11 protein-coding genes and 1 tRNA gene are annotated in these 15,561 nt (G+C 54.3%); 4 read left to right on the top strand and 8 right to left on the bottom strand.

The window, feature by feature from the left end; genetic code table 11:
* Nucleotides 1-365: 365 nt before the first annotated feature.
* Nucleotides 366-438: transfer RNA gene (locus IPJ96_03705), tRNA-Thr, on the top strand.
* A gap of 39 nt (nucleotides 439-477) precedes the next feature.
* On the opposite strand, the gene IPJ96_03700 is transcribed toward IPJ96_03705, so the two are convergent.
* The 5 genes from IPJ96_03700 to IPJ96_03680 form a co-directional block, all read right to left on the bottom strand.
* On the bottom strand, nucleotides 478-873 hold the full coding sequence (locus IPJ96_03700) for a hypothetical protein (GenBank protein MBK7909453.1): 396 nt from the start codon (nucleotides 871-873) through the stop codon (nucleotides 478-480).
* A gap of 430 nt (nucleotides 874-1,303) precedes the next feature.
* Nucleotides 1,304-2,209 carry a WD40 repeat domain-containing protein gene (locus IPJ96_03695; GenBank protein ID MBK7909452.1) on the bottom strand — a complete coding sequence of 302 codons (906 nt, stop codon included), beginning with the start codon at nucleotides 2,207-2,209 and terminating at the stop codon, nucleotides 1,304-1,306.
* A 67-nt stretch (nucleotides 2,210-2,276) separates the two neighbouring features.
* Nucleotides 2,277-3,302 (bottom strand): SPASM domain-containing protein, encoded by a 1,026-nt coding sequence (locus tag IPJ96_03690; GenBank protein MBK7909451.1) that lies wholly within the window; start codon nucleotides 3,300-3,302, stop codon nucleotides 2,277-2,279.
* A gap of 94 nt (nucleotides 3,303-3,396) precedes the next feature.
* A complete protein-coding gene (locus IPJ96_03685) occupies nucleotides 3,397-5,139 on the bottom strand; it encodes a hypothetical protein (GenBank protein MBK7909450.1) in 1,743 nt (580 codons plus the stop codon).
* 39 nt (nucleotides 5,140-5,178) lie between these two features.
* Entirely contained in the window at nucleotides 5,179-5,703 is a 525-nt protein-coding gene (locus tag IPJ96_03680; GenBank protein MBK7909449.1) for a T9SS type A sorting domain-containing protein, read from the bottom strand.
* A gap of 230 nt (nucleotides 5,704-5,933) precedes the next feature.
* Between IPJ96_03680 and IPJ96_03675 the strand changes: the two genes are divergently transcribed.
* From IPJ96_03675 to IPJ96_03665, 3 genes are all read left to right on the top strand, one after another.
* Nucleotides 5,934-10,937 (top strand): gliding motility-associated C-terminal domain-containing protein, encoded by a 5,004-nt coding sequence (locus IPJ96_03675; GenBank protein ID MBK7909448.1) that lies wholly within the window; start codon nucleotides 5,934-5,936, stop codon nucleotides 10,935-10,937.
* Between the two features lie 77 nt (nucleotides 10,938-11,014).
* The gene (locus IPJ96_03670) at nucleotides 11,015-12,181 is read left to right on the top strand and encodes a DUF2029 domain-containing protein (protein ID MBK7909447.1); all 1,167 of its coding nucleotides are present in this window, start codon (nucleotides 11,015-11,017) and stop codon (nucleotides 12,179-12,181) included.
* Nucleotides 12,182-12,213: 32 nt separating this feature from the next.
* Nucleotides 12,214-12,564: a GtrA family protein gene (locus IPJ96_03665; protein ID MBK7909446.1), complete on the top strand. Its 351-nt coding sequence runs from the start codon at nucleotides 12,214-12,216 to the stop codon at nucleotides 12,562-12,564.
* Nucleotides 12,565-12,566: 2 nt separating this feature from the next.
* Here IPJ96_03665 and IPJ96_03660 read toward each other — a convergent pair whose 3' ends face one another.
* From IPJ96_03660 to rfbA, 3 genes are all read right to left on the bottom strand, one after another.
* Nucleotides 12,567-13,541 carry a polyprenyl synthetase family protein gene (locus IPJ96_03660; GenBank protein MBK7909445.1) on the bottom strand — a complete coding sequence of 325 codons (975 nt, stop codon included), beginning with the start codon at nucleotides 13,539-13,541 and terminating at the stop codon, nucleotides 12,567-12,569.
* An 87-nt stretch (nucleotides 13,542-13,628) separates the two neighbouring features.
* Nucleotides 13,629-14,570 (bottom strand): NAD-dependent epimerase/dehydratase family protein, encoded by a 942-nt coding sequence (locus IPJ96_03655; protein MBK7909444.1) that lies wholly within the window; start codon nucleotides 14,568-14,570, stop codon nucleotides 13,629-13,631.
* Nucleotides 14,571-14,701: 131 nt separating this feature from the next.
* The gene (gene rfbA, locus IPJ96_03650) at nucleotides 14,702-15,559 is read right to left on the bottom strand and encodes a glucose-1-phosphate thymidylyltransferase RfbA (protein MBK7909443.1); all 858 of its coding nucleotides are present in this window, start codon (nucleotides 15,557-15,559) and stop codon (nucleotides 14,702-14,704) included.
* Nucleotides 15,560-15,561: the final 2 nt, after the last annotated feature.

Genomic DNA, 15,561 nt, shown 5'->3' with positions numbered 1-15,561 from the left:
ACGAGGTGCGAGGATTTTTTTTAACTCGAAACGCGAAACCCGGAACTCGGAACAACAAACCTTCATCGGCAAGCTGTGTCAGAAGCCTCTCGACCCTACCGACGGTACCTATGAAAAACAAGAAACCCCATGACTTCCGTCCGGGGTTTCCTGATCAACAACTCAAGTACTTACTTAAAACTTAACATGAAACACACAGCAATTTGAACGGGCTGACCGGCTGTTTGTTTCAGTTTTCTTGATTTTTTGGTAAAAACCCGCATTTTGAACGGAATTCGCAAAAAATACCGTCAAAATGAGACATTCAAAGGGTTTTTTTCGGAACTTTGCGCCTCCAAAAACGCTAATAAAGCGTCTTTTAACCAGCCAATTTAGCTCAGCTGGTAGAGCAGCTCATTCGTAATGAGCAGGTCGTCGGTTCGAGTCCGACAATTGGCTCCCCAAAACCGTTCACCTACCGTGAACGGTTTTTCTTTTTTAAGCTTCGAAGTAGAAGCGGATATTCTTGTTGAAGCGCAACAGCGCATAGCAGGTAGCGGCAATCACCAGGAGCCCGATCTGGCCGGGATAATAGTACGCGTCGGAAGCAATGATGAAAGCAATGGCTGTCACCGCGACGATGATGCAGACCAGCAAAGTCAGTTGACGTGCCCAGAATTTTCTCCGGAAGAGTCCGATTGCAAACAACAGCCCCAGAGCTGGTCCCAGAATAACCAATCGTTTGTTTCCACCGGCAATACCAAACAAACGGAAACGCGTCTCCGGCGGTAGTATCACATCCTGAAATTGCGGTAACACCGCGGTCATGATGATGAATAACACGACAACCAGAGCAAGTTCTCGTTTACCACGTTGGACAGCAACTACACGCATGGGAAGGGGTTCCGGGTTTCCTGCCTACGCTAAAGCTACGGCAGGCAGGTGGGTTGTGGGTTTCGGGTTTCTAGTTTCTAGTTTCGAGTTTCCTACTGCCGCCCAAGCTTAGGAGGGCAATCACTATGTACTATTCGCTGTTCGCTATTGGCTATTCGCTCCATACTATTCACTCCTGCCTACGCTAAAGCTACGGCAGGCAGGCGGGTTTCGAGTTTCCTACTGCCGCCCAAGCTTAGGAGGGCAATCACTATGTACTATTCGCTGTTCGCTATTGGCTATTCACTTTTTACTATTCACTCCTGCCTACGCTAAAGCTTCGGCAGGCAGGGTTCACTATTCATTAAAACTATTCGCTGTTCGCTATTGGCTATTCGCTCCATACTATTTACTATTCACTGTTCACTATTCACTATTCCCTATCAACCGCTCACACCACCTCCCACACCAGCACCGCCTTATCATCGCCGGTGGAGATCAGGTAGTTGTCGTATCGGCTCCAGAGCACCTTGTTGACGGAATTGCGGTGTCCGTTGTATGTATCTCGATCAATCCTCAGTCGAAAACCGATCGTTTCAGCATCCCATATCTTGATGGTCTTGTCGCGGCTGGCGGTTGCAAAGTTGTGTTGGTCCGGCGAAAATGCGATGGAATAGATCGCGTAGTTATGCGCCGGAATCCTTTCCAACGAGGCCCCGGTTGCAGGATCCCAGGCACACAGATGGGCGTCCCGCCCTCCGCTGAGCAGATAATCCCCCGCGGGATGATAGCGTACGCAATTAGCGGAAAGCGCGTGCGCCGGAAAGACCAGACGCTCTTCAAACCGCTCCAGCGAATAGATCCGGATGTTCCCGTCACCACAGGCAAAAGCGACTTCCGGATGAAGGGGGTGAAAGTCGATAGCCCGAATCTTATGCCCTGGAGCAAGCGACCTGCGTTCGGTCCTGTCCAATCGGTCAAGCTGCAGGACGGCGATACTGCCGTCTCCCGAAGCGGAGAAGATGTTTCCGGTTGCCGGGTGAAAACGCAAGTCGAATATACCGGCTTTGTGCAACTCCAGGTTGTGTAGTTCCTTTCGTCCTTCCAGGTCGATCACATGCATGCGACCTTCGGAAGTTCCCACCAACAACCAGTTGCGTTCCGGGATGTGACAAAGCGCATACACCACCGCTTCAACCTTGACCACTCCCCTTGCGGGTTCGTTCCCGCTGAGGTCCCATTCGGATACGATCCGGTCGCCACCAGCGGTAAAGACCCGGTCTTTCCTTCCCGAACCTTCGAGTGCATAGATGGATCCTTCGTGCCCGGTAAATGCCTTGATCAGCTTCGCAATCACTTTTACAGTATCAATTATTCAAATTCGATGATTGATTAACAATACCTCCCGCCTTCTACACCCATTCTTATTCTGTAAAGACCGATAGACCCTCCGAGCAGTTCCGGCAAATATCGATCTCGCTACGACCTTTGATCAACTGATTCCGGAATGTTGCGTACTCGGGGCCGTTCCAGATCTCGCGGAAGGAACGCTTCTCCAAATGGCCCATGACGTGTTGGGCATCCTTGTCAAAGCAGCAGGGGACTACTCGTCCGTCCCAGGTAACCACTGCGGAATGCCAAAGTTTCCAGCAACGATTGTCCAGGGGATTTCGGATCTCCCAGCGTCCGTCCTTCGACTGCCGGTAGCGGGCGTATCGCGGATTCTCGGGTATGAGCGGGTTGCCATGCTCGAAATCATACACCTGCGCGGTCTTCAGGACGACCCGGTCCACGCCCAGTTCACGCGCGAGATTTCGGACATCCTGTACCTGGTGTTCATTCGGTCGAACGACCAGGAACTGGAACACCGTATAGGGTGTTGCAGCTCCTGCTTTCCGTTTCGCCTCGATGATGTTGCGCGTTCCCTCCAGCACTTTCTCCAGCGATCCGCCAACACGGTACTGACTATACGTGTCCTGCGTCGTTCCGTCGATCGAGATGATCAATCGGTCGAGGCCAGAGGCAATCGTCTCCCGGGCCTTTTCCGGTGAGAGGTAATGCGCGTTGGTGGAGGTCGCCGTATAGATGCGTTTACTTTTCGCATAGCGGACCAAATCGGTGAACTGCGGATGCAGGAAGGGTTCACCCTGGAAATAAAATACGAGGTAAGCGACATCCCGATGCACCTGATCAATGACCGAACGAAAGAAATCCGGATCCAGCATACCGGTCGGGCGGGTGAACGAGCGCAAACCGCTCGGGCATTCCGGACAGCGCAGGTTGCAGGAAGTCGTGGGTTCGATCGCGAGGCTGATCGGAAAGGGCGGTGCGACAACCTTACCGGTCAGACGCGATGCCTGATAGTTCGCCAGGACCCTGGCCGCGTTGAAGGCGCGGCGAGGCGTAAAGGCGGAGGCAAGCCGCAGCAGGTCACGGGGATGGTTGTTCATCGCGGTACCTGCAAAGATGCGGGTTTCCGGACGGAACACATAGGTTCAGTACATCCTGCTATTTCAACCCCAACCGACCGGGAGGTCTGCCAACTCACTTTTTCCGCTTGGGATCATCCATTGGCTTCATCACCTTTCGGTTTCCATTCCCGTATGGCAGAAAGGTAGGTTGGTGAGGAGCCCGATCGATCGACTTGCCATATACCTGCGGGACCAGGTAGGTACCCTTTTCACCAGCCGGCTTATCGACCACCGGCTGGATACGGTATTGATTGGCCAGCGGGTCTTTTCTGATTCCCATCACCAACCAACTCACGCGGACATTCGGTTTATCGGTTCTGATCGAGAATCGATTCCCGCTCACCTCTTCTTGCACGATTGCCTGTGCGAATTGTCCAATGACCGTGAGCTGATAACGGATATCCTTGTTGAGCGCTTCGAAATAGTCAGGTAACTGAACCGTTGCCAAACCCTGACCGTCGGTTGTTACGTTTCCTGAATATTGATTCAACATCTCATCGCTTTCAACAGATGAGTGGAACAAGTATTTGTTTTCCGGGTCAAGGGGATGATCGATCTTGAAAGCCTTGATTCCGGAGCTGGCCGTTGTGGCATATAGTTGCCCCAGGAAATAACCGGCATAATCGGAACCTGTCGTTCCGGCCGCGTAGCCAAAGACTCCGATCTGGTTACTGCCGCTGAGCGCGTCGCCTTCGACACCGTGGCCACTATTGCCGGATCCGTCCGCCACACCGAGCACTCCCGCAGCGGAGACCGCGTCCTTTGATAAACCATACACTCCCCAGTTACGCGGACTGGTACCGGTCGCATTGGCCGCGTAGCCGAATACACCTGCGTTATTATTGCTGCTACTACCATACGATTCGCCGACTACCCCATAACTGATTCCATTGGTATTGTTATTCAGGCTCGCATATCCGTAAAGACCGGCCGTTTCGTCGTAGGATGGTCCGTATATCCAGGTGAGGCCATTACCATTTCCGCTGGCATCACCGTACACGCCGACCTGATCGCTTTCTCCATAGACACCGTAGTTGTAACCGGAGCCACCGTAAACGGAACCATTGACCCCGTAGTAAGTACCTGTTCCGCTCGGCGATACACTACCGTATACCCCCTTCCATCCTCCATAAAAAGTACCGCCCAAACCGAAATAATCGTCCACATCACTGATGCCGTAGAAAGCGGAGACATCGAGATTTGAACCCGTCGGATGTGTTGCCTGGGCATGAACAACACCCGTCAAGCTGGATGAATTATCGCTCTCGACATGTAACTTATAGAGGGGCGTACTGGTTCCAATACCAACTTTTCCAAGCGGTTCGTTGTAAAGGTTAGGGCCGTTTTGCACCCAGTGATTGTCCAGGGAAATAAGCGACTGTTTCGAAACGAAACTGTATGGAACACTGATCAATTGTGCGGCACCCATGTCGATCCATGATGAACCGCCTGTGGGATCCACTTCAACCTGCAGAAAAAAATCCGCAGAAACCCAGTCGATCAGCGGGAAAATACCGCTGACAACGGTGCCAGTACCGATCTGGACGGAAAAGAGTCCGAACTGATTTGTCGTGACCGATTGTGTCTCCTGGTATTCAATCGGACCCGATGCGGAAACGCTGTGAATGGTAAAGCGCAAGCTGATAACCGTTGAAAGCAGCGCGTTGCCGGAGGCATCCCGGGCGACTGCCTGGTAATTCAACATTTGCGGTGGTGCGGAAACGCCCGCAATGGATTGAGCTAATGCTTGTTTGCCAATGAGGCATAGCATACACGTCAGGAAGGTGGCGATGAATTGAAATGCGCGCGAGTTCATGGGTAAGTGGGTTAAGTGAAGTAGGTTTTGGGTAAAAAATTATCGAACGACTTGCAAGCGGTGCGTCATCCGATACACAGTTGTGCCGGTGGAATAACTCATCCACACTTCAGCAAAATAAACACCTTGCCGGAGACCGGAAAGATCCACAGGCAATCGTTGAGCACCCTCTATGCCCGAAGTCTGAAATATGCCAACCGTCTGGCCGATCACATCCGTCACCCGAATATCGATCGTTACCGGCGCGGAGGCTGCAACGTTGAAGTAAAAACTGCCGGTGCCGGGGTTTGGAGAGACCGTTAAATCATAACCCGCCTGCTGTACGATCGGGACACGAACATTATTATCGGATGGCTGCTGAAATCCCTGGGTCAGGATGGATCCGCCTGCACTGTACGTTTCGACCATCGTCATCTCTCCGACGGTTTCCGATAGCGTATAACCACCGGCCGAAGCGAATCTGCCGGCCGGGGAAATGACTGTTGGCGTAAGGGATTGAGCCAGTACACAGCTCAAAGAAACCAGCAGCAAGAACGCGGTTAGCATGGAAGCCCGTTTCATCATCGTAAGGTGGTTAAGGTGTGTACCCCAAAGATAAACATGTATGAATACCCTCGCCTTTTTCGGCATCATTTTTTACTCTGGAAAACCAGTACGAACATCAATTGCTGCCCACTCGGGAAAGGGAAATATCCAATTTCAATGTTAATAAAAGAGATATAACTACAGGGTACCCTCCCCCGTTACAGGGTACTTTCGGAGATTCCCCAAATACTACTCCGTCTAAAAGCCGAATGCGTCTACTTTACACGTCCCTGCTCCTGCTCTGCCTCCATTTTACCGCCGCCGCGCAAGATGACTGCTCGAACGCCAACCCCTTGTGCAACGGATTCCTGTCGACCGGATCCACGATCGGTACGACTGCGGACCCCGGAGATCCCGCGCTGAGTTGCGGCGACAATACCGTCAACAACAGCGCTTGGTTTGTCATAACCGGTATAAGCAACGGCCTGGCAACACTGACGGTCTCCGGAATCGACAACAACCCGGGCCTGGAGATGGAAGTATTCACCGGCCTTTGCGGCTCGCTCACACCGGTAGCCGGTACCTGCCGATCGGCAAACGGGCCAGCCGGTAGCATGACTTCTAATTTTGCGGTGACAAACGGAACGACCTACTACATCCTCGTTGACGGCAGTTCCGGCAACCAGGAAGACTTCAGCATCGTTTGTTCCGCCACCAATAACTCGATCGTCGGTACGCCGCAAGCTTCCTTCACGACCAACGTCTTCCGTGGTTGCACACCCCTCACGGTGCAGGCCTTCAATCAGACCGTCCTTTACGGCGGCACGAATATCTCGTACAGTTGGAAACTCGATACGGCCGCGGACATTCCGTCGTCCGGCGCCGACACCACTTTTCAAATTACCAGTGTAGGGCCGCATACGTTACTCCTGACTGTTTGCAACGACGAATGCGGGTGCACCCAGTTCTCCCGCACCATCTACGTGCAGGAACTGTATCCTACCTATGCCTTTTCTCCAACCAACGCCTGCATAGGTACTCCGGTCGATTTCTCCGCCAGCGCCACCATCCAACCGGCTTTCCCACCCACTAACCCGAACGTAACCCTTTGGCAATGGAACTTCGGCGATCCGAATTCGGGAGTCGACAATACCGCTACCGGTCAGACCGTGACGCACGTCTTCGTCGGACCCGGCACCAGCTTTACCGTAACGCTCACCGCATTCGGCACCTGCGGGCCTGAAACCACCACGCAAACCATCAACATACTTCCCGCTCCGGTGGTCGATGCCGGTTCACCGCAGACCATCTGTGAAGGAACCACCTTGCTGCTCAACGGCACCACGACCAATGCCACCAGCCCGATCACCTGGAACTGGGTGGGACCGGGCACCTTGTCGTGCAACGATTGTCCGAACCCTTCTGTCACCAATGTGCCGGCCGGTGGCCCTTACTCCTACTCCGTCGATATTGTCGATAACAACGGTTGTGTGGATGACACGACCGTGGAAGTCACCGTGAATGAAAAGCCCGTGGCATTCGTCGGCGGCACGCTCGATGTCTGCCGGTATGATACGGTCGCCATCGACGTGATCCCGATCGCCGGCGTAGCGCCGCTGACCGTTCAATGGACGCCATCGAACGTCGAGAATGATACGCTCTTCAGCACCTTCGCCTACATGGGAACCAGCGGACAGAGCTTTTGCGCGGTGTTGACAGACGCGATCGGTTGTCAATCGGATCCCGAGTGCCAGCAGATCAACATCAATCCGCAGCCGTCGATCAACGCGGCCTCCGCGAACCTCTGCGCCACGAGTCCGGTGTTGCAGAACACCTTCACCGTCACGGGCCCTTCGCTTGGCTCCACCTTTTCCTGGTCGCTTTCGCCCAACTACTCGCTGATCACCGGCGCGGCGGCCGACTCCTCGTCGATCACCGTGACCTTCCCGCAAGGTGTAGTAGCTTCTTACAGTTTTACCGTCGTTACCGAAGACAACATCACCGGTTGCCGGGACACGGTCAGCACCACCTTCTCGATCGCTCCCGGATTGAACATGAGCCTGTCGGTTCCCGGTTCGATCTGTGAAGGAAGCTCAGCCAACCTCAGTGCCGGCGGAGCCAGCTCGTATGCCTGGACTTCAAGCCCCGCTTACACGTTCCTGGATTCGACTTCCGCCAATATTTCCGCATCACCGGCCGTCACAACGGTATTCACCGTTACCGGAACGACCGGCACCTGTAGCCAGGTTCTATCGGATACCCTGGTCATTCTTCCGCGGCCGATCGCCGCTGCCGCGCCCATCCCCGATTTCTGCGGCTGTAGCACCATCAACCTGAACGGCACCGGCAGCACCGCCGGTATGACCTATTCGTGGGTCAGTATCGCCGGACTTGGCATTACCAATGCCAACTTCCTGAATGCAACGGCTTACCGATGCACCAGCGATGTCTTTACCTTCCGCGTAACCGATCCCACAACCGGTTGCTTCCGTGATACGGCCGTAAGCGCCACGCATCGACCACTGCCTGTAGCCAGTGCATCGGTTGTTCCAGACCTGATCTGCAACGGCGTCAGTACGTCGATCGCGTTGAATGGAAACGGTAGCAACACCGATCCCGGAACGACCTATCACTGGAGCAGCAACAATCCGGGCGTGGTGATCAGCGATACGACCTTACTCAACACTTCGGCAACGGTTTCTACTTCGACCATCTTCTATCTCACCGTCACCGATACCCTGGGGTGCGATACGCTGGCCACTGATACCGTGAACATTTATCCGCTTCCGGTCATCACAGCGAACGACCCGTTCATCTGCACATCCGACCCGTCCCTCCTTTCAACGATTTCAGTGAGCGGAGCAGGAGCCGGATCGAACTACAACTGGACCAGCGTTCCTTCCTGTACGAATCCCTCTTCGGCGACCGGAAGTTCCCAGACATTTGATTTCGCCGCCTGCGGGCCCGGAACCTATACCTTCAACATCACGGTAACAGACGCGGTATCCAATTGCATAACACCGCTGAGCCAGCAGGTGGTGGTCGTCAGCGGGGTCGTCCTTACAACATCCTCCGATACCAGCATCTGCGAAGGCAACATCGTGACACTGGCGGCAGCCGGCGCAAATGCTTACAGTTGGAGCAACGGGAACACCACGGACACGATCACCGTAAGCGGCCTGACCGCAGCCGGTTCACCCTATGATTTTCTCGTAACGGGAACGATCGGAAGTTGCAGCGCCACCGATACGGTACAGGTTACCGTGAACCCGATCCCGGCCACTTCACCGATCTCGGGACCCACCTTCATTTGTGAAAGCGACACCGCGCAGATTTACAGTGTCACACCATCCGGCGGCAATTATACCTGGACCATCACCGGCGGAACCATCACCAATCTGGCCGGCAACACGATCACCGTGAATTGGGATTCCGCCGGAACCGGCAGCCTCGCGGTGGTTGACACGAACATTTTCGGATGCCCGGGAACAGTTCAAACGATCTCCGTCACGATCAACGCGCTTCCCGACACCATTCCGGTAACGGGAGCTGTCGTCACGTGTGAAAACAGCCTGGAGACGTATTTCGTCACCGGTACTGCCGGCTCCACGTACCAGTGGACCGTGAGTAACGGAACCATTGTCGGACCGACCAGCGGGACCTCTGTCAACGTCCAATGGGGAACAGCCGGTTTTGGCAGCTTGTTCGTAGTCGAAACCAATGCGGCGAACTGCGCGGGTCCGGTGAATCCCGTGAATGTGATCATCAATCCACGGCCGCTTCCTGCCATCATCGACGGGGCAACCGACATCTGCATGGGCTCCACCGAAGTCTTTACAACGCCTGCCAATCCCGGATCGACCTATACCTGGCTACTGACCAATGGGCAATTGATCTCCGTCAATGCTACAACGGACACCCTGACATCAGCCTGGGCCTTCCAGGGCCTGGGCGCCGTGGGCCTGGTGGAAACCAATTCATTCGGTTGCAGCAGCGATACCGCTCTGTTCAATGTGTCGGTTTATCCGCAACCCGACGCGGACATCGCCGACGATTCGGTTAGCCTGTGTCAGTCGGACGCTTACATCGCCCTGGCAGGTGGAACGGTCGGAAGCATTCAGTGGCTGACCAGTGGATCCGGTTCTTTTGATAACGATACGCTACAATCACCGACCTATACACCGGGACCGAGTGATACGGGCTATGTGACACTGACCATGGTAGTCGCATCTTTTCCTTGTCAGAACGATACCGATCAGGTAGTACTCTATCTCTCGCCTGCTCCGGTCGTGACCCTGACCGGTACGAACAACACGATTTGCTGGGGTAGCAACGATACGCTCACCGCAACCGGTGGCGGCACTTACTTCTGGCAGCCGGGCAGTTTCACAGATTCCGTAATCGTAGTATCCCCGACAGCAACCACCGACTATGTGGTAGCCGTGCGCAATAACTTCGGGTGCGTGACGAACGACACGATCACGGTCACGGTCATTCCTCCCGGAATCCCGAATGGCGGCCCGGATCTGGTGAGTTGCATTGGCGACAGCGTCATCCTGAGCGGAACGCAACAGAACGCGGGCGGATTGATCTGGTCGGCAGCGGGTGACGGAACCTTCCAGCCTTCCACGACTGATCCGAACGTTTACTACCAGCCGGGTACTGCGGACACGACCAACGGTGTCGTCCAGATCTTCCTCACAACGACCGGCGCGTGCCTGAATCTTCAGGATACGATTCTCGTGCAACTACTCGATCTCCCTACGGTATCGGTCGGCACCGATACGGTCTTGACCTCCGGTCCGGGCAGCGGAGCTACCGTCACCCTGAGCGGGCAAGCACTGAACGCGCCTACCCTGCAGTGGACCTCGACCGGAAGCGGCACCTTCGTTCCCAGCGATACAGCGCTGAACGCGGTGTATGAACCTTCCGATGCAGACTTCGAACTCGACTCGGTGATCGTCGTTCTGACCGCGACCGGCGGCTGCCTGCTGGTAAGTGATTCCCTGCGTATCGACTTTACTCCCTTTGTGATCCCGAACGTTTTCACGCCTTATCCCGCATCACCGGGGTATAACGATTATTTCGAGATCAAGAATCTCCCCCGGAACTCCCTTTTGAAGATCTGGGATCGTTGGGGGTTGTTGGTCTTTACATCCGACGATTATCGGAACAACTGGGACGCCGCCAACCTGAACTCGGATATTTATTATTACATACTCGAGACGGCGACCGGCAAGTACAAGGGCTGGATCAAGGTGTTGCGCGACTAGTCCGCCACTACAACCAGCGGAAAAGTCTTCTTTCCTCCGGGTGGGAAGACTTTTCTTTTTTACTTTGAGGCGTCCGCATGAAAGACCAGCTACTACGGTTTGTTGATGAAGGTCGCATCGCCCGCTGGGCGGTCGTGATCACGCTGGCAATCACGGTCCTTTTGACCGCGGTACAGTTTCATAAGAAGCGATCGGACCAGTATACACCGGTCAACAACTACATCATTTTCAAATCATCCTTTCATTTCCTGCTGACGGGCGAAGACTTGTACGCCTTGCATCCGGAAACACATTTCGATTATTACAAGTACAGTCCGAGTTTCCCCTTGTTCATGGCGCCGTTCTACGCACTGCCGGACCTGCCGGGGGTATTGCTGTGGAATATCCTGAACAGTCTGTTGCTGGTAACCGGTCTGCTCCGGCTGCGGTTTACCGACAAACGGAAGGAAGCCCTGGCGCTGCTTTTTGTCCTGCTTGAGACCGCGACCTCGCTCCAGAACAGTCAGAGCAACGGACTGATTGCCGGACTTGCCGTGTGGTCCCTGGTCTTTCAACGGGATGGGAAGATCCTGCCCGGCACCTTGTTGGCCGCGTTATCGGTTAGCATCAAGGTTTACGGCGGACTCACGATCCTGCTATTTCTCTTCGACCGTCGCTGGCTGAAGTCGCTGCTCGCATTCGGCGCCTGGTGTATGCTCATCGCTGCACTACCCCTGCTGGTGGTCAGTCCGGCTCAGTTGCAATTTCTCTACGAATCCTGGGGGCGTTTGCTTTCAGCGGATCACGATGCCTCAACGGGCATCTCGCTCATGGGTTTGCTTGCTCCCTGGCTGAAGTTCTCGTCCTTAAAGGCAGTGGTCACCTTGCTCGGCCTGGCCGCGCTGGCGGACTATCTGTGGAGAAGCCTGTTTGCCAAACAGGTCGATCGGAATCTCCGTAGCCTGCTGATACTGGGGCATGTATTGATCTGGCTCGTCATTCTCAATCACAAGGCCGAGTCGCCCACCTTCGTTATCGCGGTAACAGGCGCGATGTTGCTCTATGCCGGTGGACCGAAGGATCCCAACTGGCGGTGGATGCTGCCTTTGCTGCTGATCCTGACCTGCCTCTCGCCCACCGATCTGTTTCCGAAGTTCATTCGTGACACCTGGGTGGTGCCGTACAGTCTGAAGGCACTTCCTTGTGTTGTGATCTATTGTTATTCGTTCGTTCAGTTGCATAGGCTGAAGAAGGCCGCCGCATGAAAAAGACCTGGATCGCTTACCTGATGTTCTGCCTGGTCGGCTTTAGCGGCATGATCGTGGATTTCAGCATAACGTACCTGCTGAAAGAATTCCTGCTCGTCAATAAATTCGTCGCGAACTCGATCGGCTTCACCTGCGCTGCGATCTCCAATTACTATCTGAACAGCCGGTGGACCTTCCGCGAATCGGCGAAAAGGAATGCCTCCTCGCTCTTCACCTTCCTTTTCATCTCTACGGTGGGACTGGCGCTGAACAATACGCTGATCTACCTGATGAGCCCGTACTTCGACTTTTACCTGTGTAAACTGATCTCGACCTTGTTGGTGAGCCTTTTCAATTTCAGCGCGAACGCGCGGATCACCTTCCGTCAACGCGGAGCCTGAACTCAACTTTCGCGCACCATCAGGTGTTCCGCCAACTCACGCAGCGGCTTCCTGGCTTCCTCCGGAAGCGGAATACAATCCAGTTCCGCCAAGGCACATTCAAAGTGACGGCTCAATTCGGCTTCCGCCTTTTCCCGGACATTCAGTTTTTCAAAGATGGTCTTTACCGCCTGCACCTTCTCTGCCGGGTTGAACTCCTTTCGTTTGATCCAGAATTCCAGTTCTTCGAGCGTGTGAAGGTCCGCGGAGTCGAGGGCGGTCAGGAGCAGATAGGTTTTCTTGTTTGACAGGATGTCGCCGCCGACCTGCTTGCCGAATTTCTCCGGGTCACCGTAGGCGTCGAGGATATCATCATGCAATTGAAAAGCCACACCAAGCGATCGCCCGAATTCGTACAGATGCTGCGCGTCTTCTTCCGAAGCGCCACCCAGTCGCGCGCCCATGCGCAACGCGGCGCCGATCAGGACCGCGGTCTTGAGGCTGATCATCTCGAGGTAATCCTCTATTCGCACCAGCGACTGGTGTTCGAAATTCATGTCGAGCTGCTGACCCTCACACACCAGCAAGGCAGTCTGGTGGAAATCCTCCAGTGTCGCCCTTAAATACCGGTCGGGGCATTTAGCCATGAGCTGGCATGAACGGACGAACATCGCGTCGCCCGAGAGGATCGCGATATCGGTATTCCATTTGGCGTGCACCGTCTCCCGCGACCGGCGCAAGGGCGCCTTGTCCATGATGTCGTCGTGCAGCAAGGTGAAATTGTGAAACACCTCGATGCCGAGAGCGGGCCCCAGCGCATCTTCTTCCCGGCCTCCGAAGGCTTCATTGGCCATCAGCAACAAAGCAGGTCGCAGGCGTTTCCCACCCAGCGAGAGCATGTACCGTATCGGCTCGTACAGTTCGGCGGGATGTTCGCCCAGTTGCAGACTGCTGATTGCGCGTTCTACTTTTTCCTGAAAATAACGGGGCGAATGCATGAAACAGTTAACAGCCGTGATCGGTATTTGTTCGGAATAAAATCAAAAACCCGGCGAATGAAAACGCAGGGTGACGTCGACCCCAGATCAGGAGGTCACGTAGTGCGAGTTCGCGAGGATAGCGCGCAATCCGTCTTCCAGCGGGGTAAACGGACGATTCAACAGTTCGCGCATCTTGGTGCTGTCGGGACGACGACGGGTCATGTCGCCCTCCTTCAGTGAAGGCAGGTGGACGATCTGACTACGCGAGCCGGTCACGCGGATGATTGTTTGCGCAAGCTCCAGAATCGTGAACTCGATGTCGGTACCGATGTTCGCGACATCATTCACGAGGAGGTTATTATAAAAGCAATTGGTCGTGGCATCGAGATGGTCTTCGATATAGCAGAACGTTCTCGTCTGTTTGCCGTCACCATAGATGGTAATGTCCCGGTCCTTGAGGGCAGCGCTGATGAATTTCGAAATAACGAAATCGGTGCTTTGCTTCGGGCCGTACGTATTGAACAGGCGGAAGATCGTGAAGTCGAGATCGTATTCCCGTTTAAAAGAGCGCAGATACGCCTCTCCGACATTCTTCACGATGGCATACGGCAGTCGTGAATTGAGGGGCGTGGTATGTTCGTTCTGGGGGTACTCCACCGGTTCGCCGTACACTTCGGATGAGGACGTGTAGAAGACCCGTTTTACACCAGTGTTCTTCGCAAGGCTGAGGATGTTGTTGATCCCCTTGATGTCGTTGAGCACCATGACCGGATTCGCCAGGGTACGCTTTACGCCAACAACAGCCGCGTAATGGAAAACGTAATCGAAACGGTAAGCCAGGAAAATGGCGGAGATTTCTTTTTGGTCATTGACGTCTGCCTTGATGAACTGGACATTCTGGTGAATCGATTTCGGCACCTTCGAATGTGATCCGGTCAACAGATTATCGACAATCACGATATAATTAGCCGGATCTTGCGCCAGGCGCTCAGCCATGCTGCTTCCAATGAAGCCGGCACCACCGGTAATCAGGATTTTACGTGTCATGAGGTCGCAGGTAGCGGGAAATCGAGTCAGGATGCTAAAAATGGCTTAAATTCCCGAACCCGAAGATAAGATTTCCACCAATTAACCGCAAATCGGGGTGAATAACGGGTTTCCAGCGACTAAATTGCCTGTTAAAGCAGGGATAATAAATATTTGCCGTATCCGCTCTTGACCAGCGGTGCTGCAATTTTCCGTAGTTGTTCGGCGTCGATGTAGCCCATGCTGTACGCGACCTCTTCGATGCAACCGATCTTGAGACCCTGGCGTTCTTCAATTACCTGTACAAATTGCGCCGCCTGCATGAGCGAGGGGAACGTACCGGTATCCAACCAGGCTGTGCCTTTGTCGAGAATACCCACCTTGAGGTGTCCGCGTTCGAGGTACACTTTGTTCACATCGGTGATCTCGTACTCGCCCCGTGCACTGGGTTGAAGTCCCTTCGCGATCTTCAGGACTTCGTTATCATAGAAGTAAAGTCCGGGCACCGCGTAATTCGATTTGGGCTTCTCCGGCTTTTCCTCGATGGAAATGGCTTTGTTCTGCTTGTCGAATTCCACTACCCCGTAACGTTCGGGATCGCTCACATGATACGCGAAAACAACCCCACCCTCCGGGTCGATGTTGCTGTGCATCAACTGCTGTAATCCGGTACCGTAAAAGATGTTATCGCCCAGGATCAGCGCGACCTTGTCCTTTCCAATGAACGACTCTCCGATCACGAAGGCCTGTGCGAGTCCGTTCGGTACGGCTTGCTCTGCATAGGAGAACTTGCATCCGAGTTCGGAACCGTCACCCAACAAGCGCTGAAAGCCCGGCAGATCGTGCGGCGTACTGATGATCAGGATCTCGTTGATGCCCGCCATCATCAACACCGACAACGGATAATAGATCATCGGTTTGTCGTAGACCGGCATCAGCTGTTTGCTCATAGCCAGGGTGATGGGATGCAAGCGGGTGCCGGATCCGCCGGCGAGGATGATGCCTTTCATGG

The organism is Bacteroidota bacterium (genome assembly GCA_016713765.1).
Taxonomy (GTDB): domain Bacteria; phylum Bacteroidota; class Bacteroidia; order AKYH767-A; family 2013-40CM-41-45; genus Pollutiaquabacter; species Pollutiaquabacter aromativorans.
This window is presented reverse-complemented; position numbering and strand designations above follow the sequence as displayed.

Excerpts from the sequence above, each read along its gene's own strand:
- IPJ96_03700 (MBK7909453.1), bottom strand. The coding sequence starts at position 873 with ATGCGTGTAGTTGCTGTCCAACGTGGTAAACGAGAACTTGCTCTGGTT.
- IPJ96_03690 (MBK7909451.1), bottom strand. The coding sequence starts at position 3,302 with ATGAACAACCATCCCCGTGACCTGCTGCGGCTTGCCTCCGCCTTTACG.
- IPJ96_03685 (MBK7909450.1), bottom strand. The coding sequence starts at position 5,139 with ATGAACTCGCGCGCATTTCAATTCATCGCCACCTTCCTGACGTGTATG.
- IPJ96_03680 (MBK7909449.1), bottom strand. The coding sequence starts at position 5,703 with ATGATGAAACGGGCTTCCATGCTAACCGCGTTCTTGCTGCTGGTTTCT.
- IPJ96_03675 (MBK7909448.1), top strand. The coding sequence starts at position 5,934 with ATGCGTCTACTTTACACGTCCCTGCTCCTGCTCTGCCTCCATTTTACC.
- IPJ96_03670 (MBK7909447.1), top strand. The coding sequence starts at position 11,015 with ATGAAAGACCAGCTACTACGGTTTGTTGATGAAGGTCGCATCGCCCGC.
- IPJ96_03660 (MBK7909445.1), bottom strand. The coding sequence starts at position 13,541 with ATGCATTCGCCCCGTTATTTTCAGGAAAAAGTAGAACGCGCAATCAGC.
- IPJ96_03655 (MBK7909444.1), bottom strand. The coding sequence starts at position 14,570 with ATGACACGTAAAATCCTGATTACCGGTGGTGCCGGCTTCATTGGAAGC.
- rfbA (MBK7909443.1), bottom strand. The coding sequence starts at position 15,559 with ATGAAAGGCATCATCCTCGCCGGCGGATCCGGCACCCGCTTGCATCCC.